General features: G+C 60.1%; 22 protein-coding genes. 13 read left to right on the forward strand and 9 right to left on the reverse strand.

The genetic code is table 11. The annotated features are described in order from the left end of the window. The first annotated feature begins 32 nt into the window (after positions 1–32). The 11 genes from nuoG to ACA068_RS18885 all read left to right on the forward strand — a co-directional run bounded on the left by nuoG (position 33) and on the right by ACA068_RS18885 (position 12470). The gene (nuoG, locus tag ACA068_RS18835) at positions 33–2747 is read left to right on the forward strand and encodes an NADH-quinone oxidoreductase subunit NuoG (RefSeq protein WP_497303894.1); all 2715 of its coding nucleotides are present in this window, start codon (positions 33–35) and stop codon (positions 2745–2747) included. Next, entirely contained in the window at positions 2744–3751 is a 1008-nt protein-coding gene (gene nuoH / locus ACA068_RS18840; RefSeq protein ID WP_028623953.1) for an NADH-quinone oxidoreductase subunit NuoH, read from the forward strand. The genes nuoG and nuoH overlap by 4 nt, the downstream gene beginning before the upstream one ends. A gap of 12 nt (positions 3752–3763) precedes the next feature. Beyond that, entirely contained in the window at positions 3764–4309 is a 546-nt protein-coding gene (nuoI, locus tag ACA068_RS18845; protein WP_177331423.1) for an NADH-quinone oxidoreductase subunit NuoI, read from the forward strand. Between the two features lie 9 nt (positions 4310–4318). Further along, positions 4319–4822 (forward strand): NADH-quinone oxidoreductase subunit J, encoded by a 504-nt coding sequence (gene nuoJ / locus ACA068_RS18850; RefSeq protein ID WP_123403079.1) that lies wholly within the window; start codon positions 4319–4321, stop codon positions 4820–4822. Positions 4823–4824: 2 nt separating this feature from the next. Next, complete coding sequence (gene nuoK / locus ACA068_RS18855; protein ID WP_010458852.1) at positions 4825–5133, forward strand: NADH-quinone oxidoreductase subunit NuoK; 309 nt, start codon at positions 4825–4827, stop codon at positions 5131–5133. Continuing rightward, complete coding sequence (gene nuoL / locus ACA068_RS18860) at positions 5130–6983, forward strand: NADH-quinone oxidoreductase subunit L (RefSeq protein ID WP_497303897.1); 1854 nt, start codon at positions 5130–5132, stop codon at positions 6981–6983. Before nuoK ends, nuoL begins: the two co-directional genes overlap by 4 nt. 39 nt (positions 6984–7022) lie before the next feature. After that, complete coding sequence (gene nuoM / locus ACA068_RS18865) at positions 7023–8555, forward strand: NADH-quinone oxidoreductase subunit M (RefSeq protein WP_497303898.1); 1533 nt, start codon at positions 7023–7025, stop codon at positions 8553–8555. 7 nt (positions 8556–8562) lie between these two features. Further along, positions 8563–10026 carry an NADH-quinone oxidoreductase subunit NuoN gene (gene nuoN, locus ACA068_RS18870; RefSeq protein WP_497303900.1) on the forward strand — a complete coding sequence of 488 codons (1464 nt, stop codon included), beginning with the start codon at positions 8563–8565 and terminating at the stop codon, positions 10024–10026. A 288-nt stretch (positions 10027–10314) separates the two neighbouring features. Further along, the gene (locus ACA068_RS18875) at positions 10315–10665 is read left to right on the forward strand and encodes a toxin (RefSeq protein ID WP_497310628.1); all 351 of its coding nucleotides are present in this window, start codon (positions 10315–10317) and stop codon (positions 10663–10665) included. Beyond that, on the forward strand, positions 10655–10969 hold the full coding sequence (locus ACA068_RS18880) for a helix-turn-helix domain-containing protein (RefSeq protein ID WP_497303902.1): 315 nt from the start codon (positions 10655–10657) through the stop codon (positions 10967–10969). Before ACA068_RS18875 ends, ACA068_RS18880 begins: the two co-directional genes overlap by 11 nt. Positions 10970–11144: 175 nt before the next feature. Further along, a complete protein-coding gene (locus tag ACA068_RS18885; protein WP_497303903.1) occupies positions 11145–12470 on the forward strand; it encodes an OprD family porin in 1326 nt (441 codons plus the stop codon). Between the two features lie 173 nt (positions 12471–12643). Here the strand turns inward: ACA068_RS18885 and ACA068_RS18890 are convergent, their stop codons facing one another. From ACA068_RS18890 to ACA068_RS18910, 5 genes are all read right to left on the reverse strand, one after another. Continuing rightward, a complete protein-coding gene (locus ACA068_RS18890; protein ID WP_497303905.1) occupies positions 12644–12976 on the reverse strand; it encodes a DUF2790 domain-containing protein in 333 nt (110 codons plus the stop codon). Between the two features lie 79 nt (positions 12977–13055). Next, positions 13056–13256 carry a co-regulatory protein PtrA N-terminal domain-containing protein gene (locus ACA068_RS18895; protein ID WP_497303907.1) on the reverse strand — a complete coding sequence of 67 codons (201 nt, stop codon included), beginning with the start codon at positions 13254–13256 and terminating at the stop codon, positions 13056–13058. A 240-nt stretch (positions 13257–13496) separates the two neighbouring features. Next, positions 13497–16646 carry a CusA/CzcA family heavy metal efflux RND transporter gene (locus ACA068_RS18900; protein ID WP_497303908.1) on the reverse strand — a complete coding sequence of 1050 codons (3150 nt, stop codon included), beginning with the start codon at positions 16644–16646 and terminating at the stop codon, positions 13497–13499. A gap of 65 nt (positions 16647–16711) precedes the next feature. Then, positions 16712–17911, reverse strand: a complete 1200-nt coding sequence (locus ACA068_RS18905; RefSeq protein ID WP_497303910.1) for an efflux RND transporter periplasmic adaptor subunit — start codon at positions 17909–17911, stop codon at positions 16712–16714. A gap of 49 nt (positions 17912–17960) precedes the next feature. After that, a complete protein-coding gene (locus ACA068_RS18910; RefSeq protein WP_497303912.1) occupies positions 17961–19232 on the reverse strand; it encodes a TolC family protein in 1272 nt (423 codons plus the stop codon). Between the two features lie 464 nt (positions 19233–19696). On the opposite strand from ACA068_RS18910, the gene ACA068_RS18915 reads away from it, so the two are divergent. Both ACA068_RS18915 and ACA068_RS18920 read left to right on the forward strand, forming a co-directional pair. After that, on the forward strand, positions 19697–20371 hold the full coding sequence (locus ACA068_RS18915; protein WP_497303914.1) for a heavy metal response regulator transcription factor: 675 nt from the start codon (positions 19697–19699) through the stop codon (positions 20369–20371). Then, positions 20368–21777 carry a heavy metal sensor histidine kinase gene (locus ACA068_RS18920; protein ID WP_497303915.1) on the forward strand — a complete coding sequence of 470 codons (1410 nt, stop codon included), beginning with the start codon at positions 20368–20370 and terminating at the stop codon, positions 21775–21777. Before ACA068_RS18915 ends, ACA068_RS18920 begins: the two co-directional genes overlap by 4 nt. A 126-nt stretch (positions 21778–21903) precedes the next feature. On the opposite strand, the gene ACA068_RS18925 is transcribed toward ACA068_RS18920, so the two are convergent. Genes ACA068_RS18925 through ACA068_RS18940 form a run of 4 tightly spaced genes read right to left on the reverse strand, consistent with a single transcriptional unit; the run spans position 21904 to position 25653 of the window. Further along, positions 21904–23646 (reverse strand): ABC transporter substrate-binding protein, encoded by a 1743-nt coding sequence (locus tag ACA068_RS18925; RefSeq protein ID WP_497303917.1) that lies wholly within the window; start codon positions 23644–23646, stop codon positions 21904–21906. 48 nt (positions 23647–23694) lie between these two features. Next, entirely contained in the window at positions 23695–23967 is a 273-nt protein-coding gene (locus tag ACA068_RS18930) for a DUF2160 domain-containing protein (RefSeq protein WP_497299300.1), read from the reverse strand. 10 nt (positions 23968–23977) lie between these two features. Further along, positions 23978–24778, reverse strand: a complete 801-nt coding sequence (locus tag ACA068_RS18935; protein WP_497303918.1) for a carbohydrate ABC transporter permease — start codon at positions 24776–24778, stop codon at positions 23978–23980. A gap of 8 nt (positions 24779–24786) precedes the next feature. Then, positions 24787–25653 (reverse strand): carbohydrate ABC transporter permease, encoded by an 867-nt coding sequence (locus ACA068_RS18940; RefSeq protein ID WP_497303920.1) that lies wholly within the window; start codon positions 25651–25653, stop codon positions 24787–24789. Between the last annotated feature and the right edge of the window lie 2 nt (positions 25654–25655).

Here is a 25655-nt window from a genome sequence, read left to right on the forward strand (position 1 = left end):
GCTGACACCGGGCCAACGAAGAACTTTGAACCATGGCCACTATCCACGTAGACGGCAAAGAGCTCGAAGTCGATGGGGCAGACAACCTGTTACAGGCATGTCTGTCGCTAGGCCTCGATATCCCTTATTTCTGCTGGCACCCAGCCCTAGGCAGCGTTGGCGCTTGCCGCCAGTGCGCGGTCAAGCAGTACACCGACGCCAACGACACCCGTGGTCGGATCGTCATGTCCTGCATGACCCCGGCCACCGACGGCAGCTGGATCTCCATCGAAGACGAAGAGGCGAAAGTATTCCGCGCCAGCGTCGTCGAATGGCTGATGACCAACCACCCTCACGACTGCCCGGTCTGTGAAGAAGGCGGTCACTGCCACCTGCAAGACATGACCGTGATGACCGGCCACAATGAGCGCCGTTATCGTTTCACCAAGCGTACCCACCAGAACCAGCAACTGGGTCCGTTCATTTCCCATGAAATGAACCGCTGCATCGCTTGCTACCGCTGCGTGCGCTTCTATAAGGATTACGCCGGCGGCACCGACCTCGGTGTATTCGGCGCCCACGACAACGTGTACTTCGGTCGCGTTGAAGACGGCACCCTCGAAAGCGAGTTTTCCGGCAACCTTACCGAGGTCTGCCCGACCGGTGTATTCACCGACAAGACTCACTCCGAACGCTACAACCGCAAGTGGGACATGCAGTTCTCGCCGAGCATCTGCCATGGCTGCTCCAGCGGTTGCAACATCTCCCCGGGCGAACGCTACGGTGAACTGCGTCGTATCGAAAACCGCTTCAACGGTTCGGTCAACCAGTACTTCCTGTGCGACCGTGGCCGTTTCGGCTATGGCTACGTCAACCGCGAAGACCGCCCGCGTCAGCCATTGCTGGCCAACGGCGCCAAGCTGAGCCTCGACGAAGCGCTGGATAAAGCCGCTGACCTGCTGCGCGGTCGCAACATCGTCGGTATCGGCTCGCCCCGTGCCAGCCTCGAAAGCAACCACGCGTTGCGTGAACTGGTCGGCGCCGAGCACTTCTACTCCGGTATTGAAGCCGCCGAGCTGGAACGTATTCGTCTGGTCATGCAGGTGTTGAAAGACAGCCCGCTGCCGATCCCGAACATGCGCGACATCGAAGACCACGATGCGATCTTCGTCCTCGGCGAAGACCTGACCCAGACCGCTGCCCGTATGGCGCTGTCCCTGCGTCAATCGGTCAAAGGCAAGGCTGAAGACATGGCCGATGCCATGCGCGTTCAGCCGTGGCTCGACGCTGCGGTGAAGAACATCGGTCAGCACGCGCTGAACCCGCTGTTCATCGCAAGCCTGGCTGAAACCAAGCTCGACGACATCGCTGAAGAATGCGTTCACGCCGCCCCAGACGACCTGGCGCGCATCGGTTTCGCCGTGGCTCACGCCCTCGACGCCAGCGCTCCTGCGGTTGAAGGCCTGGATGCTGAAGCCCTCGAACTGGCCAAACGCATCGCCGACGCCCTGCTCGCGGCCAAGCGCCCGCTGATCATTGCCGGCACCTCGTTGGGTTCCAAGGCGCTGATCGAAGCCGCCGCCAACATCGCCAAAGCCTTGAAGCTGCGCGAGAAGAACGGTTCCATCAGCCTGATCGTGCCAGAGGCCAACAGCCTCGGCCTGGCCATGCTCGGCGGCAACTCGGTCGACGACGCGCTGCAAGCGGTGATCGACGGTAAGGCCGACGCTATCGTCGTGCTGGAAAACGATCTGTACACCCGCACCGACAAAGCCCGTGTCGATGCTGCCCTGAACGCCGCGAAAGTGGTGATCGTGGCGGACCATCAGAAGACCGCTACCAGCGATCGCGCGCACCTGGTTCTGCCGGCTGCCAGCTTCGCCGAAGGCGACGGTACGTTGGTCAGCCAGGAAGGCCGCGCCCAGCGCTTCTTCCAGGTGTTCGATCCGAAATACATGGACGCGAGCATCCTGGTTCACGAAGGCTGGCGCTGGCTGCATGCCCTGCGCGCGACCCTGCTGAACCAGCCGATCGACTGGACCCAACTGGACCACGTCACCGCTGCCGTCGCTTCGAGCACGCCGCAACTGGCGCGCATCGTTGACGCTGCACCGTCCGCCGCGTTCCGCATCAAGGGCATGAAGCTGGCACGCGAACCGCTGCGTTACTCCGGTCGTACCGCCATGCGCGCTGACATCAGCGTGCACGAACCGCGTACCCCGCAAGACAACGACACCGCGTTCAACTTCTCGATGGAAGGCTACTCGGGCTCGGTCGAACCGCGTCAGCAAGTACCATTCGCCTGGTCGCCGGGCTGGAACTCGCCGCAAGCCTGGAACAAGTTCCAGGACGAAGTCGGTGGTCACATCCGTGCTGGCGACCCGGGCACCCGCCTGATCGAAAGCACCGGTGATTCGCTGAACTGGTTCGCCAGTGTTCCGCGCGCGTTCAACCCGGCTCCGGGCACCTGGCAGGTCGTGCCGTTCTTCCACCTGCTCGGCAGCGAAGAGACCTCTTCCAAAGCCGCACCGGTTCAAGAACGCATCCCGGCCGCCTACATCGCTTTGGCCAAATCCGAAGCTGATCGTCTGGGTGTCAACGACGGTGCCCTGCTCAGCGTGAACGTAGACGGCCAGACCCTGCGTCTGCCGCTGCGCATCAACGAAGAGCTTGGCGCAGGTCTGGTGGCATTGCCTGCGGGTATCGCCGGCATTCCAGCGGCAATCTTTGGCAAAACCGTTGACGGACTGCAGGAGGCAGCTCAATGACCTGGTTCACGCCTGAAGTGATTGACGTGATCATCGCGGTCCTCAAGGCCATCGTGATTCTGCTCGCCGTGGTGGTGTGCGGCGCGCTGCTGAGCTGGGTCGAGCGTCGTTTGCTCGCCCTCTGGCAGGACCGTTACGGTCCGAACCGCGTCGGCCCGTTCGGCGCGTTCCAGATTGCGGCCGACATGATCAAGATGTTCTTCAAGGAAGACTGGACGCCGCCGTTCGCCGACAAGATGATCTTCACCCTGGCACCCGTAGTCGCCATGAGCGCGCTGCTGATTGCCTTCGCGATCATCCCGATCACCCCGACCTGGGGCGTCGCGGACATCAACATCGGCATCCTGTTCTTCTTCGCCATGGCCGGTCTGTCGGTCTACGCGGTGCTGTTCGCCGGCTGGTCGAGCAACAACAAGTTTGCCCTGCTGGGCAGCTTGCGGGCCTCGGCACAAACCGTGTCGTACGAAGTGTTCATGGGCCTGTCGCTGATGGGCATCGTGATCCAGGTCGGCTCGTTCAACATGCGCGACATCGTTGAATATCAAGCGCAGAACCTGTGGTTCATCATCCCGCAGATCTTCGGTTTCCTGACCTTCTTCATCGCTGGCGTCGCCGTGACTCACCGTCACCCGTTCGACCAGCCGGAAGCGGAACAGGAACTGGCCGACGGTTACCACATTGAATACGCTGGCATGAAATGGGGCATGTTCTTCGTCGGTGAGTACATTGGCATCGTGTTGATTTCGGCGCTGCTGGTGACCCTGTTCTTCGGTGGCTGGCACGGTCCGTTCGGCATTCTGCCGCAGATCCCGTTCATCTGGTTCGCGCTGAAAACCGCGTTCTTCATCATGATCTTCATCCTGCTGCGCGCCTCGATTCCGCGCCCACGGTATGACCAAGTGATGGATTTCAGCTGGAAGTTCTGCCTGCCGCTGACCCTCGTCAACATGCTGGTGACCGCTGCGATCGTGTTGCTCAACACGCCCGCCGTCGCGGCTCAGTGAGGATAGAGAATCATGAAGTACATATTTGACATCGTGCATGGCTTCTTCACCCAGCTTCGCAGCCTGGTGATGATCTTTGGCCATGCCTTCCGCAAGCGCGACACGCTGCAGTACCCGGAAGAAGCCGTGTACCTGCCGCCGCGCTACCGTGGCCGTATCGTCCTGACCCGCGACCCTGATGGCGAAGAGCGTTGTGTAGCCTGCAACCTGTGCGCCGTGGCGTGCCCGGTCGGTTGCATCTCGCTGCAGAAAGCCGAAACCGAAGACGGTCGCTGGTACCCGGACTTCTTCCGCATCAACTTCTCGCGCTGCATCTTTTGCGGCCTCTGCGAGGAAGCCTGCCCGACCACCGCGATCCAGCTGACACCGGATTTCGAGATGGCCGAGTTCAAACGTCAGGACCTGGTGTACGAGAAAGAAGATCTGCTGATCTCCGGCCCCGGCAAAAACCCTGATTACAACTTCTATCGTGTTGCAGGTATGGCGATTGCCGGTAAGCCCAAAGGCGCCGCGCAGAATGAAGCCGAACCGATCAACGTGAAGAGCTTGCTGCCTTAAGGAAGAAAGATGGAATTCGCTTTCTATTTCGCATCGGGTATCGCGGTGGTGTCCACGCTTCGCGTGATCACCAACACCAACCCTGTGCACGCCCTGCTCTACCTGATCATTTCGCTGATTGCCGTGGCGATGACGTTTTTCGCCCTCGGCGCACCGTTTGCCGGTGTGCTGGAAGTGATCGCCTACGCTGGCGCCATCATGGTGCTGTTCGTGTTCGTGGTGATGATGCTCAACCTGGGCCCGGCCTCGGTTCAGCAAGAGCGCGTCTGGCTCAAGCCCGGCATCTGGCTCGGCCCGGTCGCTCTCGGCGCCTTGCTGCTGGCTGAACTGCTGTACGTGCTGTTCAGCCACTCCAGCGGTCAGGCCATCGGCCACACCACCGTAGACGCCAAGGCCGTGGGCATCAGCCTGTTCGGCCCGTACCTGCTGGTGGTCGAACTCGCCTCGATGCTGCTGCTTGCCGCAGCCGTCACGGCGTTCCACTTGGGCCGCAACGAAGCCAAGGAGCAATGACGATGCCTGCTATCCCTTTGGAGCATGGTCTGGCGGTCGCCGGCATCTTGTTCTGCCTCGGTCTGGTCGGCCTGATGGTCCGGCGCAACATTCTTTTCGTGCTGATGAGCCTGGAGATCATGATGAATGCCTCCGCTTTGGCCTTCATCGTCGCCGGTAGCCGCTGGGGTCAGCCGGATGGACAGATCATGTTCATCCTGGTGATCAGCCTGGCAGCCGCCGAGGCCAGTATTGGCCTGGCGATTCTGTTGCAGCTGTATCGCCGCTTCCACACTCTCGATATCGACGCTGCCAGCGAGATGCGCGGATGAATCTTCTCTATCTGACTTTCGTATTCCCTCTCATAGGTTTCCTGCTGCTGTCGTTCTCACGCGGCCGCTTTTCGGAAAACCTGTCGGCGCTGATTGGCGTCGGTTCCATCGGCTTGTCTGCCATCGTCACGGCCTACGTGATCTGGCAATTCAACGTCGCCCCGCCTGAAGGCGGCCACTACACCCAGGTGTTGTGGCAGTGGATGGCCGTTGAAGGCTTTACGCCGAACTTCGCGCTGTACCTGGATGGTCTGTCCGTGACCATGCTCGGTGTTGTCGTCGGCGTCGGCTTCCTGATCCACCTGTTCGCGTCCTGGTACATGCGCGGTGAAGACGGTTACTCGCGCTTCTTCGCCTACACCAACCTGTTTATCGCCAGCATGCTGTTCCTGATCCTGGGCGATAACCTGTTGTTCCTGTACTTCGGCTGGGAAGGCGTGGGCCTGTGCTCGTACCTGTTGATCGGTTTCTACTACAGCAACCGCAACAACGGTAACGCGGCACTCAAAGCCTTTATCGTCACCCGCATCGGCGACGTGTTCATGGCCATCGGCCTGTTCATCCTGTTCCAACAGCTGGGCACGCTGAACATCCAGGAACTGCTGGTGCTGGCACCGCAGAAATTCCAGGTCGGCGACTTCTGGATCGTCCTGGCGACCCTGATGCTGCTGGGCGGCGCTGTCGGTAAATCCGCGCAACTGCCACTGCAAACCTGGCTGGCGGACGCGATGGCCGGTCCTACCCCGGTTTCGGCACTGATCCACGCCGCGACCATGGTGACCGCCGGTGTCTACCTGATTGCCCGTACCCACGGCCTGTTTGCGTTGGCGCCGGACATCCTGCACCTCGTTGGCATCGTCGGCGGCGTGACCCTGGTGCTGGCAGGTTTTGCCGCACTGGTGCAGACCGACATCAAACGTATCCTCGCCTATTCGACCATGAGCCAGATCGGCTACATGTTCCTGGCGCTGGGCGTTGGCGCATGGGATGGCGCGATCTTCCACCTGATGACCCACGCCTTCTTCAAGGCGCTGCTGTTCCTTGCCTCCGGTGCGGTGATCGTTGCCTGCCACCACGAGCAGAACATCTTCAAGATGGGCGGCCTGTGGAAGAAACTGCCGCTGGCCTACGCCAGCTTCATCGTCGGCGGCGCGGCTCTGTCGGCCCTGCCATTGGTGACCGCAGGCTTCTACTCCAAGGACGAAATCCTCTGGGAAGCGTTTGCCAGCGGCAACCACGGTCTGCTTTACGCCGGCCTGGTCGGTGCGTTCATGACGTCGCTGTACACCTTCCGCCTGATCTTCATCGCGTTCCACGGTGAAGCGAAGACCGAAGCCCACGCCGGTCACGGCATCGCTCACTGGCTGCCACTGTCGGTGCTGATCGTACTGTCGACCTTCGTCGGCGCAATGATCGTTCCTCCGCTGCACGGCGTGCTGCCGCAAAGCGTTGGTCATGCCGGCGGCGAAGCCAAGCACAGTCTGGAAATCGCTTCGGGCGCCATCGCCCTGGCCGGTATCCTGCTGGCCGCGATGCTGTTCCTCGGCAAGCGTCGTTTCGTCACTGCAATCGCCAACAGCGGCATCGGCCGCTTCCTTTCGGCCTGGTGGTTCGCTGCCTGGGGCTTCGACTGGATCTACGACAAACTGTTCGTCAAGCCATACCTTGCGATCAGCCACGCACTGCGCAGAGACCCGCTCGACCAGACCATCGGTCTGATCCCGCGTATGGCCAAAGGCGGTCATACCGCCCTGAGCCGTACCGAAACCGGTCAACTGCGTTGGTACGCGGCATCGATGGCAGCCGGCTCCGTGCTGGTCATCGGCGCCATCGTGCTGGTAGCGGTCTGATATGAACCTTGCGAACTTGCGAAAGGAATTGAGCCCGTCATGATTCTGCCTTGGCTAATCCTGATCCCCTTCATCGGCGGCCTGCTGTGCTGGATGGGTGAGCGCTTCGGCGCTACCCTCCCCCGCTGGATTGCGCTGTTGACCATGACCCTGGAACTCGCGCTCGGCCTCTGGCTGTGGGCCCACGGTAATTATTCATTTGCTCCGGCGCCTGGCGCCGATCCGACCTGGGCGCTTGAGTTCAAGCACATCTGGATCGAGCGCTTCGGCATCAGCGTGCACCTGGCCCTCGATGGCCTGTCGCTGCTGATGATCCTGCTGACCGGTCTGCTGGGTATCCTCTCGGTACTCTGCTCGTGGAAAGAGATCCAGCGTCACGTTGGCTTCTTCCACTTGAACCTGATGTGGATCCTGGGCGGTGTCGTCGGCGTGTTCCTCGCCCTCGACCTGTTCATGTTCTTCTTCTTCTGGGAAATGATGCTGGTGCCGATGTACTTCCTCATCGCGCTCTGGGGTCACAGTTCTTCGGACGGCAAGAAGACCCGGATCTACGCGGCGACCAAGTTCTTCATCTTCACTCAGGCGTCCGGCCTGATCATGCTGGTGGCGATCCTGGGGCTGGTGCTGGTCAACTTCAACAGCACCGGCGTGATCACGTTCAACTACGCCGACCTGCTGAAAACCAAGATGTCGCTCACGACCGAGTACATCCTGATGCTTGGCTTCTTCATCGCCTTCGCGGTGAAGCTGCCTGTCGTACCGTTCCACTCCTGGTTGCCTGACGCTCACGCCCAGGCGCCAACAGCGGGTTCGGTCGACTTGGCCGGTATCCTGTTGAAGACGGCGGCTTACGGTCTGCTGCGCTTCGCCCTGCCGCTGTTCCCGAATGCCTCGGCCGAGTTTGCGCCGATCGCCATGACCCTGGGTCTGATCGGGATCTTCTACGGTGCGTTCCTGGCCTTCGCGCAAACCGACATCAAGCGTCTGATCGCCTACTCCTCCGTTTCCCACATGGGCTTCGTGTTGATCGGCATCTACTCCGGCAGCCAACTGGCGCTGCAGGGCGCGGTGATGCAGATGCTGGCGCACGGTGTGTCGGCCGCTGCACTCTTTATCCTGAGTGGTCAGTTGTACGAACGCACACACACCCGTGACATGCGTCAGATGGGCGGCTTGTGGTCGAAGATCGCTTACCTGCCAGCCATCAGCCTGTTCTTCGCCGCCGCGTCTCTGGGCTTGCCGGGCACCGGTAACTTCGTCGGTGAGTTCCTGATCCTGCTCGGCACCTTCGCCGCAGCACCATGGATCACCGCGATTGCTACATCCGGCCTGGTGTTCGGTTCGGTCTACTCGCTGATCATGATCCACCGTGCCTACTTCGGCCCGTCCAAGTCGGACGCGGTGTTACACGGCATGGATGCTCGCGAACTGATCATGGTGGTCGGTCTGGCGGTACTGCTGATTTACCTCGGCGTCTACCCGCAACCGTTCCTCGACACTTCTGCCGCGACGATGCATGGCGTGCAGCAGCGGCTCGGTACCGCCTTCACTCAACTCGCTTCGGCCCGGTAAGAGCGCTATGGAATTCACGACTCAACACTTTATCGCGCTTGCGCCGTTGTTGATCACCAGCGCCACGATCATCGTGGTGATGCTGGCGATTGCCTGGCGCCGCAACCACTCACAGACCTTCCTGATTTCCGTGGCGGGTTTGAACCTGGCGTTGCTGTCGATCCTGCCAGCCTTGAAAGTCGCGCCTCTGGCCGTGACCCCACTGCTGCAAATCGATAGCTTCGCTTGCCTGTACATGGCGCTGATCCTGGTCGCCACTCTCGCTTGTGTAACCCTCGCCCACGCCTACCTCGGCGATGGCGGCACGGGTTACCCGGGCAACCGCGAAGAACTGTATCTGCTGATCCTGATGGCCGCCGCCGGTGGCCTGGTTCTGGTCAGCGCGCAACACCTGGCCGGGTTGTTCATCGGTCTGGAACTGTTGTCGGTGCCGGTCTACGGCCTGGTGGCTTACGCCTTCTTCAACAAGCGTTCGCTGGAAGCCGGCATCAAGTACATGGTGCTGTCGGCCGCCGGTTCCGCGTTTCTGTTGTTCGGTATGGCCCTGCTGTACGCCGACTCCGGCAGCCTGAGCTTCGTCGGTATCGGCCAGGCCCTCGCGGCCACCGGCCTGCCAAGCTCGCTGGCGCAACTGGGCCTGGGCATGATGCTAATCGGTCTGGCGTTCAAGCTGTCGCTGGTACCGTTCCACTTGTGGACCCCAGACGTTTACGAAGGGGCTCCAGCGCCGGTCGCTGCGTTCCTTGCTACGGCTTCGAAAGTCGCCGTGTTTGCCGTGATGGTGCGTCTGTTCCAGATCTCGCCAGCGGCAAGCAGCGGAGTCCTGAGTGACGTGCTGACCATCATCGCCATCGCGTCGATCCTGTTCGGTAACCTGCTGGCGCTGACCCAGAGCAACCTCAAGCGTCTGCTGGGTTACTCGTCCATCGCGCACTTCGGTTACCTGCTGATCGCCCTGGTGGCGAGCAAGGGTCTGGCCGTTGAAGCTATTGGCGTGTACCTGGTCACCTACGTCATCACCAGCCTCGGCGCGTTCGGCGTGATCACACTGATGTCCTCGCCGTACAAAGGCCGTGACGCCGACGCCCTGTACGAATACCGCGGCCTGTTCTGGCGCCGTCCGTACCTGACCGCCGTACTGACCGTGATGATGCTGTCCCTGGCCGGTATTCCGCTGACTGCGGGCTTCATCGGCAAGTTCTACATCATCGCTACCGGTGTCGAATCGCACCAATGGTGGCTGGTCGGTTCCCTGGTACTGGGCAGCGCCATCGGCGTCTTCTACTACCTGCGCGTGATGGTCACCCTGTACCTGATCGAGCCGAACCTGCGTCGCCACGATGCGCAGTTGCACTGGGAACAAAAGGCAGGCGGCGTGATGCTGCTGGCCATCGCGCTGGTGGCATTCTTCCTCGGCGTCTACCCACAACCGCTGCTGACTCTGGTTCAGCAGGCAGGTCTGGCGGGCTGATCGCTCGGCGATATCTGGCTTTAAACAAAAACGGCACCTTCGGGTGCCGTTTTTGCGTTTATGGGATCGTGATTTTCAAGCATCGATTTATGCACCGCCTCCCAGGTCAGTCCCACTGCCAGGTATCCCCTCTCTTTTATCGAATGCTCTCACCGCACGGGTCGACTTGTCCTACAGGTGTTTTTACAACCGGGGTCTACCGTTGAAAACGGGAACGAAAAGGATGGCTTTGATGCCTTGACCGATTCGATTATCGAGACAACACTATACGTAGGTAACGTACAGAACATGGATGCTCTTTTTATCGAATTACGTATGTTTCAGAAACATCGAGACAATTTCCTGGATGACGATCTGTTTCGCAGCTTTCAGCTGGAGTTGATGAGGAATCCGGAAGCGGGCGATCTCATTGAGGGCACCGGTGGGCTGCGCAAAATCCGCTTCTGCGACCAACGCCGAGGCAAGGGCAAGCGCAGCGGATTACGGGTGATTTACTACTGGTGGTCAGGCTTCGATCAATTCTGGCTGTTCACCGTGTATGACAAAAACGAGCAAGACGACCTGTCGCCCTCCCAGAAAAAAATTTTCAGGCAAGCGCTAGAAAGAGAAATCAACACGAGATCCCACTATGAAACGTGACATTTTTTCCGAACTGATGGATGGCCTCGAGGCCCTGGCGGATGAGCGCCAAGGCAAAATCACTTTACGAACCCACAAGGTTCAGTTGCCAAAACTGGTGCCCATCACTGCAGAGGAAGTGGTAGCCATCCGCCAACAGCTCAATCTCTCCCGGTCTGTGTTCGCCATGTATCTTCGCACCAACACTCGAACCCTCGAGAACTGGGAACAGGGACGGGCAACACCTAATGCCCAAGCCACGACACTGATCCGTCTGGTTGAACGCTTTCCGCAGACGATCGATCAGCTCGCAGCCCTGACCTGAATGCTTAGGGCTGTTACTCCACCCACATAACGAAATTGTAATTCCCGCATCACCTTGGCGTTATCCGCAGCTTGCAACGATGTCACCCGGCGACCATGCCGGCGGGCCTTCTCCGCCGAACAATAAAACCCACGCCGAAGCACGTTCCCGTTCTGCCGAACCCAAGGAGTGATTAATGGTTAACAATACAAAAATGTCGATCGCCGCTTTAGCGGTGGTGGTCGGCTCCGGGCCGTCCATGGTGATGGCGGATGATAAATCCGAAGGGTTTATCGAGGGCAGCAACCTGACGGTGCTCAACCGTAACTTCTACTTCAACCGTGATTACCGCAACGGCCAGTCCAGCCCCACCGGCAATGGTTATTCGGAAGCCTGGGCCCATGCGGTGATCAGCAAGTTCGAGTCCGGGTTTACCCAAGGCACCGTCGGCGTCGGTGTCGATGCGTTTGCGATGATCGGCTTGAAGCTCGACACCGGTGACGGGCGCAACGGTGGCCGTAGTTCGTTTGATGTGCTGCCAGTCAACAGTGATGGCGAGGCGCGGGACGAGTACACCAAGGTGGGTGGCGCCGCCAAAGTGCGAGCCTTCGATACGGTGGTCAAGGTCGGTGACGTGTTCCCGGCCAACCCGGTGGTGGCGGCAGGTGACTCGCGATTGCTGCCGGAGAGCTTTCGCGGTGTAACGGCAGTCAACACCAGCATCGACGGTCTGTCGGTTCAGGGCGGCCGGTTGCATGCGATGAGCCAGCCCGTGTCCAGCGACATGCGCGAGAACTTCGCCACGTTTTATGCCGGCCCGGTTAATTCGCCATGGATCGCTTACGGCGGCGGCGACTATGTACTGAACAAGAACCTCAGTTTCAGCTTGTACTCCAGCCGCCTCAAGGATGCCTGGAATCAGTACTACACCGGCACTGCCTGGACCTATCCGCTCTCGGATGACCTGTCGCTGTTTGGTGGCCTGAACTATTACAAGGCTGTCGACGAAGGCAAACAACTGCTCGGCAAGTTCGACAACAACATCTGGAGCGGCCGGGTCGGCGTGAAACTCGGCGCGCACTCCGTTGCTCTTTCGCACCAGCGCAACAACGGCAACGACGACTTCGATTACCTGCGTCAATCCGACTCGATCTTCCTCGACAACTCCATCCAGTACAGCGACTTCAACTCGCCCAAGGAGCGTTCGTGGATGGTCCGATACGACCTCGACATGACCACTTACGGTGTGCCGGGGCTGTCGTTCATGACTCGTTACGCCCGAGGCACTGACGCCGATTACTCCAACGCCAACGCCGTGTACATGCGCCGCGATGCTGACGGTAATCCACTGACCGACCAGAAGCGCTGGGAGCGTGATGTCGAAGTCAAATACGTGGTGCAGAGTGGTTCGATGAAAGACCTGGCGCTACGTTTGCGCCAGGCCACGACTCGCGCCACGGCGTTTGAATCGGATCTGGATGAAGTGCGGGTGATTGTCGAGTACCCGTTGGCGATTCTCTGATCAAACGGTTGATACACATTCACCTTTAGAAGCTCCTTGCTCCTTTGGTAAGAGGTGAATCCTTTGGCGTCCTTCGGGGCGCCTTTTTTATGTGCGCCTGAATATAACCCGTAGGTGCTGCCGAAGGTTCGACAGCACCTGCAGGGAATCCGGTCCTGGCCATCAGGGCGGTGTCAGCCGCCGCGATTGCGGCAATCCCCCGCCACGGTGTATTTGATGGTGTTGAGTTGGCCCTTGGAGTCTTCGTAGGTCATGGCGATGGGGACTACGGCGCAGGCAGCTGGCGGGCGCACAACGCTCACCACTTTCACCACGTCCAGCTTCATTCCGTATTCGTAGTTCTGGACCAACGGCGCCGGTTTGCCCTGGCTGGCCGCGTACTGCTCCATGGCTTTGGTATTGGCACTCAGCGCCCGCTCGAACGTCCGGTCACCACCACCCTCGGCAAACACATTCAGGGACATCGCCAGCACGCCGGCGAACGTCATTAACTTAAGTACTTTCATATCCATTTCCTTCCAATCCTGGCTCATAAAAAAGCCCGGCATCGGGACTCGATGACGGGCTTGTTCAAGTGCAATGCGCTTACAAGTCTGTGGTGTTGCCGTCTTTCTTTTCATTGACGACGATCGGGTCGCGAGCCTGTTCCTTGGCGACGAACAGCTCTACGGAGCGGTCATTGGCAGTCATCATTCGTTCGAAAGTCCGATCGCCGCCACCTTCGGCCAAGGCCAGGGAAGACATCGCCAACGCTGCTGTAAAAACACTGATTTGTGCGAATTTCATGTTTGATCCTCGTTTGGTAACTGACGGAATCAAGGTAACAAGCCGAACCTTTCGTGACGGTGGCGCACAAATTACATATCCGTTATGTGGGGTAGGCAGGTCCGTCCTGAGAAAGAACTGTGGCGAGGGAGCTTGCTCCCGCTGGGGCGCGAAGCGGCCCCCGCTCTTCATCTGAAAAGCGGGGCCTGCTGCGCAGTCCAGCGGGAGCAAGCTCCCTCGCCACAGGGTTTGTGTTCACCGTTAGGCGGGGATCGTGTCCTCATCGCGGCGATGGGCGAGCTGGTACAGCGCCGGCAAGATCAGCAGCGTCAGGATGGTCGAGGACAGGATCCCGCCGATCACCACCGTCGCCAACGGTCGCTGCACTTCCGCACCAGTACCGGTCGCCAGCGCCATCGGAATAAAGCCCAGAGACGCCACCAGCGCCGTCATCAACACCGGGCGCAGACGTGTCAGCGCGCCTACGTTGATCGCATCAGACAGTGAACGCCCCTCCTCCCGCAGGTTGCGGATGAACGCGATCATCACCAGCCCGTTGAGCACCGCTACCCCCGACAACGCGATGAAGCCCACGCCTGCCGAGATCGACAGCGGAATATCCCGCAGCCACAACGCCATGACGCCGCCGGTCAACGCAAACGGAATCCCGGTGAACACCAGCAAGCCGTCCTTGAGGTTGTTGAACATCATGAACAGCAACCCAAACACCAGAAGCAACGCCACCGGCACCACGATCTGCAGGCGCTTGGCCGCCGATTGCAGTTGTTCGAACTGCCCGCCCCAATGGGTCCAGTAACCCGCAGGCACCTGCACCTCTCGCTCGATCACCTCGCCCGCTTCTTCGACGAACGAACCGATATCTCGCCCGCGCACGTTGGCGCTGACGATCACCAGGCGCTTGCCGTTTTCGCGGCTAACCTGATTCGGCCCCAGCACCAGATCAAGGCTGGCGACTTCTTTCAAGGCAATAAAACCAATCTGATCAGCCGCGCCATTGAGCGGTGCCGGTACAGGAATCAACAGCTCCGACAGACCTTCGATGTCCTTGCGCATGGCATCGGACAACCGCACTACCATGTCGAAACGCCGGTCGCCCTCATACAACGTGCCGGCCTGACGCCCACCCACCGCGACGGCAATGGTGTCCTGCACATCGCCGACGTTGAGCCCGTAACGGGCCGCCTTGTCGCGGTCGATGTTGATGGTCAGCACCGGCAGGCCGGTGGTTTGTTCGACTTTGACCTCAGAAGCGCCATTGACCTTCTGCATGGCGGCAGCAATCTTCGCCGCTGTGGCGTTGAGCACGTCCATGTCATCGCCGAACACCTTGACCGCGACGTCGCTGCGCACGCCGGAGATCAGTTCGTTGAAGCGCAACTGAATCGGCTGCGACAGTTCGTAGTTGCTACCCGGCAACGTCGCGGCGGCCTGTTGCAGTTCCGCCATCAGGGTTTCCCGGGACTTGCCCGGGTCCGGCCATTGCTCTTTTGGCTTGAGCATCACGTAGCTGTCGGAGATGTTCGGCGGCATCGGGTCGGAGGCGATTTCCGCGGTGCCGGTGCGGGCGAATACGCGCTCGACTTCCGGCACTTTGCCGAGGATCAGGGTTTCCAGGCGCTGCTGCATGTCCACCGATTGCGTGAGGCTGGTGCCCGGCACGCGCAAGGCTTGCAGGGCAAAATCGCCCTCGCTGAGACTCGGCACGAACTCGCTGCCCATGCGGCTGGTCAGCACGCCGCTGAGCACAATCACGCCCAACGCCGCTCCCACCGCCACTGCCCGATGGCTCATCACCCACGCCAGCGCCGGCGCATACACCCGGCGCGCACCGCGCATCAGCATGCCCTCTTCTTCCTTGACCTTGCCGGTGACGAACAACGCAATCGCGGCAGGAACAAAGGTCACCGACAGCAGCATGGCGCCGAGCAACGCAATCACCACAGTGAACGCCATCGGGTGGAACATTTTTCCTTCGACGCCGCTCAGGGCAAAGATCGGCAGGTACACGACCATGATGATCAACTGGCCGAAAATCAGCGGTCGCCGAGCCTCTTTGGCCGCCGCAAACACTTCATGGAAACGCTCGGAACGGGTCAGCAAGCGCCCGTGATGCTGCTGCGCATGGGCCAGGCGGCGCAGGGTGTTTTCGACAATCACCACCGCGCCGTCGACGATAATGCCGAAGTCGAGTGCGCCCAGGCTCATCAGGTTGGCGCTGACCTTGTTGCTGTACATGCCGGTGAAGGTGAACAGCATCGACAGCGGAATCACCATCGCGGTAATCAATGCCGCGCGGATGTTGCCGAGGAACAGGAACAGAATCGCGATCACCAGAATCGCGCCTTCGATCAGGTTCTTTTTCACCGTGGCAATGGCTTTGTCCACCAGGTGCGTGCGGTCGTACACCGGCACCGCGATCACGCCCTTGGGCAGCGAACGGTTGATCTGTTCCAGCTTGCTGGCGACGGCCTGTGACACCGTGCGGCTGTTTTCGCCGATCAGCATGAAGACGGTGCCGAGCACCACTTCACGGCCGTTTTCCGTGGCCGCGCCGCTGCGCAGTTCGCGGCCGATGTCCACGGTGGCGACGTTCTTCACCCGGATCGGCGTGCCATCGACGTTGGCCATGACGATGTTGGCGATGTCCTCGGTGTTCGCCACTTGCCCCGGCGCGCGAATCAGCAACTGCTCGCCGCTGCGCTCGATGTACCCCGCGCCGACGTTGGCGTTGTTGCGCTCCAGCGCCGTGATCAGGTCAGTGAGGGTCAACTTGTAGGCTGCCAACCGTTTCGGATCGGGGGCGATCTGGTATTCCTTGGCAAAGCCGCCGATGGTGTTGATCTCGGCCACACCAGGGACGTTGCGCAGTTGCGGCTTGATGATCCAGTCCTGAATCACCCGCAAATCCGTCGGCGTGTAGGCGCTACCGTCGTCCTTGAGCGCGCCGTCCTTGGCTTCCACGGTCCACAGGAAAATCTCGCCGAGGCCGGTGGAAATCGGCCCCATCACCGCTTCGGTACCCTCGGGCAATTGCTCCTTGGCGATCTGTAACCGCTCGTTGACCAATTGCCGGGCGAAGAACAGGTCGGTGCCGTCCTTGAAAATCACCGTGACCTGCGACAGCCCCGAACGCGACAGCGAACGGGTCTGCTCCAGCGCCGGCAGACCGGCCATGGCGGTTTCAATCGGGAAGGTGATGCGTTGTTCGGTTTCCAGCGGCGAGAACCCGGCGGCGCCGGTGTTGATTTGCACCTGGACGTTGGTGATGTCGGGCACGGCGTCGATCGGCAGTTTTTGATAACTGGCGATCCCTAGGCCGGCCATGAGCAGAACGGCGAGCAGCACGATGATGCGCTGCTCAATGGCAAACTGGATCAGGCGTTCAAACATGAGAACCTTCTCGTCGAGGGGGCGAATCGATGGGCGTCTTTATTGGGAGTCTTCAACGAGCTTCTTCAATGAGAGTGCTCGGCCGAGCCCTTGCCCAGTTCCGATTTGAGAACGAAGCTGCCGGCCGCAGCGACTTGCGCACCGGCCTCCAGCCCCTGCGTGACTTCCACCAGGCCCGATGCACGACTGCCCAGCTCCACGGCCCGCGCCTCGAAGCCGTCGTCGGTGCGCATGAACACCGTGGGTTTATCCTCGACGGTCTGGATCGCAGCTTCCGGCACCGCCACTTTGGCCTGACGGCTGTCGGTGGCGACCCGTGCGGTGACGAACAATCCTGGACGCCACGAACCTTGAGGGTTTTCCAAGGTGACGCGCACGGTGGCGGTGCGGGTTTGTTCGCCGAGTAAACTGCCGACGTAAGCCACCGTGCCGGCGACTTGCGCATTGAGTTCCGGGGCGCTGACGGTGACTGCTTTGCCGACTTGCACCTTGTTCAGATCCTTGGGCGAAACGCCGAAGGTCACCCACACTCGCGACAAGTCCGAGAGCGTAAACGCCGCCGTGGTTTCGTCGACTACCTCCCCTGGGGTCAGGTGCTTTTCCACCACCATGCCGTCGAACGGCGCGCGCAATTCATAACGATTGCCGCCGGTGGCAACCACGCTGCCACTGAGCACGCTGATTTTTTGCCGGGCGTTGCTCACGGCGATTTCGGCCTCTTCCAGCGCCTGGCGCGCCTGCAACACATCCTGCTCGGCGGAAATCTTGTCCTGCCACAACTGCTTCTCGCGTTCGTAGGTGGTGCGCGCCAAGGCCAGGCGCCGTTGCGCCGCAGCCTGTTCGCTGCGCTGATCGGAGATCTGCTGACTGGCGATCACCGCCAGCAACTGGCCCTTCTTCACCCACTGCCCGAGATTGACCGACACCGACTCGACCACCCCTGGCACCCGCGGTACGACGTGGGCGGTGCGGTCTTCATCGAAGCGCACTTCGCCGGGGAACGACAAACCGAGGCTGATGCTTTGCGCCCGCGCTTCGGCCAGTTGAATGCCCGCCGCCGCGATCTGCTCGGCACTCAACGTCAGATGCCCCTCTTCGCCTTCGGCATGTTCGCCGTCGGCTGCAGCGCCTTCTTCGGCGTGGTCCGCATGCTCCGCCGCTTCATCGGCGTGGGCATCGATGGACGCGTTGCCCGCCCACATCGAGCCCATACCAAGGCCCAGCGCCAACGTCGCCACTGCGACAACGATCAGTTTTTTATCCATGGAAACTCCTCTGCGCCATGTCATCGCGCAGTGATCTGAAAGGTGAAATTCAAGGGCTGACGGCGAGTGCGCCGAGGTCGCCGAAAATGCGTTCGATGCGCACCCGCGCGTCCGTCGCCTCGGCAACAGCCTGGATGTATTGGGTGCGGGCGCTGATCAGGGTGCGCTGGGCGTCGAGCACGTCGAGGAAACCGAACTTGCCCATTTCGAAGCCGCGCGTGGCGCTGTCCACTGCACTTTGTGCGGCGGGCAGGATGGTCTGGTTGAACGCCTGGACTTCGCCGTTGGCGGTCTGCCATTGCTCAAGGGCGGTCTGGATTTCGGTGCGCAAGCGCAGCTCGGTGGCGTTGCGCAGATCCCGCGCCTGATCGGTACGGCGCGCCGCCGCCAGCACGTTGCCCTGATTGCGGTTGAACAGAGGAATCGGCATCGACAGCCCGACCACGTTGACCCGCTCGCGCTCCAGTTCGCTGTACTGACTGCCAATGCTGACGGTCAGGTCGGGAATCCGTTGCGCCTTTTCCAGCCCCAACGACGCCTCGCGTTGATCAATCTGCAACGTGGCCAGTCGCAGCTCGGCGGTCTCGTTCAGGCGCTCCAGCAAGCGGTTCGGCGGCGGCACGGCGGGCATGCTTTGCGTGGCCGTCTGCACGGTGGTCGAAGTCGGTAACGGTGCGCCCATGACCTGCGCCAGTTGCTGATAGGCGTTGGCCTGATCGCGCTCGGCGCGGCTCAGTTCCAGTCGTACTTCGGAGCGCTGCACTTGCGCCCTAGTGCCTTCGACCGGCGACGACTTGCCCGCCTCGATCCGCCCCGACGCCACGCGCACACCGTGCTCGGCCAGTTGCAGCGACTGACGAGACAACTGCAAGCGTTGCTGCGCAGTCTGGGCACTGGTGAACGCCTGAATCACATCGGCGCGCAAGGCATTGCGCTTGCGCTCCAGCTCGATCCCGGCGGCGTCCTGGGCGCGGCTGGCGACATCGATCCGCGCGCCGCGCTTGCCGCCCAGTTCAATCGGCTGGCTGACCATCACGGTGGTGGTGCGCGAATCGCGGCGGGTGTCCTCGGCTTCCCAGGACACTTCGGGGTTGGGAATCAGACCGGCCTGCTGGCGGTCACCTTCGGCGATGCCGATTTCCCATTGTGCCGCTGCCAGATCCGGGTTGCCGGCAAATGCGTTTTGCAGGGCCTGATCGAGGCTCAGGGTCGATGCATTCGCAACAGGCGCGCCGGCCAGCAACAAACCGCCGCTGACCATGACCACCCTCGTCGTTTTTTTCAGGCGTGACCGCGCCGTCAGCTCTCTTAAACCGGGCAATGGAGTACTTCCTTTAATCAAGAATCTTCGATGCCGTCACGGTAGGGTTTTGAACTTATCGACAAGGTGACTGAAACATTACAAATCCGTTATCCACGGTTGCGCCAAGTTGTTTTGCTCTAGCATGCAAAGTGCAAACAGCTAAGTAGCAATACATAGAAACAAATGATGCACCGTCATCCGCCGAACAGTACTTGCTTCAACTCAGCTCTCATGAGGCAGATGGACTTTTGTTCCCGTCCGCTGCGACAGGCTGTCGCAGACCCCTATTTTAAAGCCTCAACAGCAAGTTATCGGTTGACTCTGTAGTCACTACAGCCTTTACCTTGCACGCCTGCAAACGGAGAAAACGCTGTAGGGAAATAGTTGTTCGTTATTCAAACCCGTCCGGAAGCCCTTAAAAAAATAACAACTTTCCCGGCCACCTTAATTAAATATCCATTCAATGAAAGTGGTGATTGATCATGCGAATCCTTGTCGTCGAGGACGAGCTTAAAGCTGCCGAATACTTACAACAGGGACTGACGGAAAGTGGTTATATCGTTGACCACGCCGCCAATGGCGCCGATGGATTGCATCTGGCGCAACAACAGGTTTATGACCTGATCATTCTGGATGTGAATCTGCCGGAACTGGACGGCTGGGGCGTGCTGGAACAACTGCGGCGCACTCACACCACGCGAGTGATGATGCTCACCGCGCGCGGTCGTCTGGCGGACAAGATTCGTGGCCTCGATCTGGGCGCCGACGATTATCTGCTCAAGCCGTTCGAGTTTCCGGAATTGCTGGCACGGGTGCGCACTTTGATGCGCCGCAGCGAGTACATCCCGGTGCCGCAGGTACTGAAAGTCGCCGACCTGGAACTCGACCCTGGCCGTCATCGTGCGTTTCGTGGCGAACAGCGTATCGACCTGACCACCAAGGAGTTCGCGCTGCTGCATCTGTTGATGCGCCAGTCGGGCGAAGTGCTGACCCGCACCCAGATCATTTCGCTGGTGTGGGACATGAACTTCGACTGCGACACCAACGTGGTCGAAGTGTCGATCAGGCGTTTGCGGGCGAAGATTGATGACCCATTCGACAACAAGTTGATCCACACCCTGCGCGGTGTCGGCTACGTGCTGGAGTCGCGGGAATGAAGCCAGCCAGCCTGTCGATGCGGCTGGGGCTGACGGTCAGTATTCTCGGCGCACTGCTGGTGGTGTTCCTGGCAATCCTGGCGTATTTCGCCCTGACCCACGAGCTGAACGCGTTATCCAGGGGCAGTCTGGAAAAGAAGATGGAGCAGGTTGAACACAGCCTGTCGCTGTACACCGACACCGGCGAAATCAGCACGAAACCGCACATCTTGCTTGATCAGGTCATGGGGCATGACAACCTCACGCTAACGATTTACGACCACAGCAACCTGCGCACACCACTGCTCAAATCCGGCACCGGCATGGCAGATCCGCGACTTGAATTGAAGGCGGTGCGGGCAATCAGCAACGAGTTGGCCTACGCAACGAGCACTGACGCCGAGGGGGCGAAATTCCTCACGGCGTCCAGGCTGATCAGCCTCAAGGACGGCACCCGCGTCCCGGTGCTGTTGTCGATGGACAACGCCAACGATGAGGCCTTGCTCAGCGCCTACCTGCGCTCGACCCTGATTGCCTTACCGTTGTTGCTGATCTTTATCGGACTGACTGCCTGGGGCGCTGTCCAGCGCGGTCTGGCGCCGATGCGCGAATTTCGCAAAGTGGCGGCGATGGTCTCGACCCAGGATCTGGATCATCGGCTGTCGGTGGTGAACATGCCCCAGGAGCTGAGCGAACTGGCGCAGGGCATCAACTTCATGCTGCACCGTCTCGACGCCGGTGTGCAGCAGCTGTCGCAGTTCTCTGATGATTTGGCGCATGAGCTGCGTACGCCGATCAGCAATTTGATGGGCAAGGCGCAGGTGACGTTGTCCCGCGAACGCAGCGTGGATGAGTACAAGGACGTGCTGGTTTGCTGCACTGAAGAGCTGGAGCGCGTGGCGCGGATTGTCTCGGACATGCTGTTTCTGGCACAGGCCAGTCACCCGTCAGCGCTCGCGCCGTTCGAGTCGGTTGCCCTGGAAGAAGAAGCCTGGAAAGTCGCCGAGATGTTTTCCCTGTCGGCGCAGGACAAGCAGGTCCAGCTGAACGTGGTCGGCGGTGCGCGGGTGATGGGTGACCGGTTGATGATTCAACGGGCGATCTCGAATTTGCTGTCCAATGCGCTGCGCCACTGCCCGGTCGGGAAAACCGTGACGCTGCTGATTGAGCGCGGCGCGACCCAGGCTTCGTTGCTGGTCAGCAACCCTGGCGCGGGGATTGAGGCACAGCATCTGCCGCACCTGTTTGATCGGTTCTACCGAGTCGACAGAAGCCGCTCGCGTTCACAAGGCAGCACCGGGCTGGGGTTGGCGATTGTGCGGTCGATCATGAGCCTGCATCAGGGGGTGGCCGAGGTGAAGAGCTTGCCGGGTGCGATGACGGTGTTTCGGTTGGGATTTCCTGCGGTTGAGGGGGTGGCGCGTTGAGCCGGTCACACAGGCTGTGAACATCGCAGCTCATTGTGGGAGTGAGCCTGCTCGCGATGACGGACTATCAGGCACCAACAAAAACGGCACCTTACGGTGCCGTTCTGCATCACTCGATCCAGCTGTTTACTTCCGCGCATCCGCCCACGATTTCAGCAGTTCGTTGTAGCTCACGGTCTCACCCTTAGGCTTCTCGTTCGCCAGTTTCGGCTTCGGTGCACCCGGCTGATCGAACCAGTACTGAGCATCGCGCTCGGGGTTCATTTTCGGTGCGCAGGTGGCTTGCGCCTTCGAGCGTTCCAGACGAGTCATGATCGCGTCCTGATCCTTGGCCAGGCCATCCAGCGCCTGTTGCGGAGTCTTCTCGCCGCTGGCCGCTTCCGCAATGTGGCTCCACCACAGTTGAGCCAACCGTGGATAGTCCGGCACGTTGGTCCCGGTCGGGGTCCATTGCACGCGGGCCGGGCTGCGATAGAACTCCACCAGGCCACCGAGTTTCGGTGCCAGGTCGGTCATGGCTTGCGAGTTGATGTCCGACTCACGAATCGGCGTCAGGCCGACGATGGTTTTCTTCAGCGACACGGTTTTCGACGTCACGAATTGCGCATAGAGCCAGGCTGCCAGTTTCTGCTTTTCAGGCGTGGACTTCATGAACGTCCAGGAACCCACGTCCTGATAACCCAGCTTCATGCCCTCCTCCCAGTACGGTCCGCGTGGTGATGGCGCCATGCGCCATTTCGGCGTGCCGTCGGCGTTCATCACCGGCAGGCCCGGCTTGGTCATGTCGGCGGTGAACGCGGTGTACCAGAAGATCTGCTGGGCGATGTTGCCCTGGGATGGCACCGGGCCGGATTCGGAGAAGGTCATGCCCGCCGCTTCCGGTGGCGCGTATTTCTTCATCCAGTCGACGTATTTGGTGGTGGCAAACACTGCCGCCGGGCCGTTGGTGTCGCCGCCGCGGGTTACGCTGGAGCCGACCGGATGGCAGTCCTCGACGCGGATACCCCACTCGTCCACCGGCAAACCGTTGGGGATGCCTTTGTCGCCGGCACCGGCCATGGAGAACCAGGCGTCAGTGAAGCGCCAGCCGAGGGACGGGTCTTTCTTGCCGTAGTCCATGTGTCCGTAGACACGCTTGCCGTCGATCTCCTTGACGTCTTCGCTGAAGAACTTGGCGATGTCTTCATAGGCCGACCAGTTCACCGGCACGCCCAATTCGTAGCCGTACTTTTCCTTGAACTTGGCTTTGAGCTCTGGCCGTTCGAACCAGTCGGCACGGAACCAGTACAGGTTGGCGAACTGCTGGTCGGGCAATTGGTAGATCTTGCCGTCCGGCGCGGTGGTGAACGAGATGCCGATGAAGTCTTTGATATCGAGGGTCGGCGAGGTGAAGTTCTTGCCTTCGTTGGCCATCAGGTCGGTGATCGATTCGGTCTTGCCGTAGCGAAAGTGCGTCCCGATCAAATCGGAATCGTTGACCCAGCCGTCATAGATGCTCTTGTCCGACTGCATCACCGTCTGCAGCTTCTCAACCACATCGCCTTCCTGCAGCAGATCGTGGGTCAGCTTGATTCCGGTGATCTCGGTAAATGCTTTGGCCAGCACTTTGGATTCATATTCGTGGGTCGCGATGGTTTCCGAGACCACCTTGATGTTCATCCCGCGAAACGGCTCGGCCGCCTTGATGAACCACTTCAGCTCTTCCAGTTGTTGATCGGCCGTCAGGGTGGACGGCTTGAACTCGCTGCCAATCCATTTCTTCGCGGCGTCTTCATAGGCATCGGCCCAGGCCGAAGCGCTCAGACCGCTGAGTGCCAGCATGGCTGCCAATGAAATGCTATGTCGCAGCTTATTGTTTTTGTCGAACATAGAGACCTCCTGTTTGGTTTTCGGAGCAACATTGCCGATCGATTTCGACTAGCCCCAACGCATCACAGCCAACAGCCACACCAGGGACAACGCGAACGCAACCCAGATGCTCCAGTCGGTGACGCCGATTACCAGCAAATGCAGGTAGGCGCTGCCGAGAAGACCGATAAACAGCCGATCGCCACGGGTGGTGGCAATCGGCAAGAAACCACGCCGAGGGACACTCGGCGAACGTAATTCCCAGGTCGTCATGCCCGCCAGAATCAGGCCAATGACAATGAAGAACGCCGCAGTAGGGACCGTCCAACTCATCCATTCCATCATCAGCTCCTCAGACCCGGCCCAGGGCAAAGCCCTTGGCCACATGGTTGCGAACAAACCAAATCACCAGCAAACCCGGCAGAATGGTCAACACCCCCGCCGCCGCCAGCACGCCCCAGTCGATGCCCGACGCCGAGACCGTGCGGGTCATCACCGCCGCAATCGGTTTGGCGTTCACCGATGTCAGCGTCCGAGCCAGTAGCAGTTCGACCCAGGAAAACATGAAGCAGAAGAACGCCGTGACACCGATCCCGGAGCCGATGAGCGGGACAAAAATCTTCACGAAGAACTTGGGGAAACTGTAGCCGTCAATGTAGGCGGTCTCGTCGATTTCTTTCGGAACGCCGGACATGAAGCCTTCCAGAATCCACACCGCCAACGGCACGTTGAACAGGCAATGCGCCAACGCCACGGCGATGTGCGTGTCGAACAGACCAATCGAGGAATACAGCTGGAAGAACGGCAACAGGAACACCGCCGGGGGCGCCATGCGGTTGGTCAGCAGCCAGAAAAACAGGTGCTTGTCACCGAGAAAGCGGTAGCGCGAGAACGCGTAAGCCGCCGGCAACGCCACGCTCAAGGAAATGATCGTGTTCAGGCTCACGTAGTACAGCGAGTTGAGGTAACCGTTGTACCAACTCGGATCGGTGAAGATCACCTTGTAGTTGGCAAAGGTGAAATCCTGTGGAAACAGCGTCAGACCGCCGAGGATTTCGGTGTTGCTCTTGAAGGACATGTTCAGCAGCCAGTAGATCGGCACCAGCAGGAACAGAATGTAGATCAGCAGCGGAATAAGCTTTCTCTTGCTCATGGCGGACCTCAGCGGTTGGCGTCAGAGTGAGTCATGGCGGTGTAGAACAGCCAGGACACCAACAGGATGATCAGGAAGTACACCAGCGAGAAAGCCGCCGCCGGACCGAGGTCGAATTGCCCTACGGCCATCTGGGTCAGGGTCTGACTCAGGAACGTCGTGGCATTGCCCGGCCCGCCGCCCGTGAGCACGAACGGTTCGGTGTAAATCATGAAACTGTCCATGAACCGCAGCATCACGGCGATCAGCAGCACGCTCTTGAGCTTGGGTAACTGGATGTGCCGGAACACCGCCCAGGACGATGCTCGATCGATCCGCGCAGCCTGGTAGTAAACGTCCGGGATCGCTCGCAACCCGGAGAAACACAACAGCGCCACCAACGACGTCCAGTGCCAGACGTCCATCACCAGCACGGTGACCCAGGCGTCCATGGTGTTCGCCGCATAGTTGTAGCTGATGCCCATGGCGTTGAGGCTCGACCCGAGCAGACCGATATCGGCCCGACCGAAGATCTGCCAGATGGTGCCGACCACGTTCCACGGGATCAGCAACGGAATCGCCAGAATGATCAGCACCAGCGACGACCAGCGGCCCTTGGTCGGCATGGTCAGGGCGATGGCGATGCCCAGCGGAATCTCGATCAGCAGCACACACCCCGAGTAGATGAATTGCCGCAACAGCGAGTCGTGCAACCGTGGGTCAAGCAACACTTGCTTGTACCAGTCGGCGCCGACGAAGTAGCGGCTGGACTGATCAAAAATGTCCTGCACCGAGTAATTGACCACGGTCATCATCGGGATCACCGCACTGAACGCCACCAGCAAAAACACCGGCAACACCAGCCACCAGGCCTTGTTGTTCTGCACCTTATTCATGG

The sequence above is a fragment of the Pseudomonas sp. LBUM1660 genome (assembly GCF_059695935.1).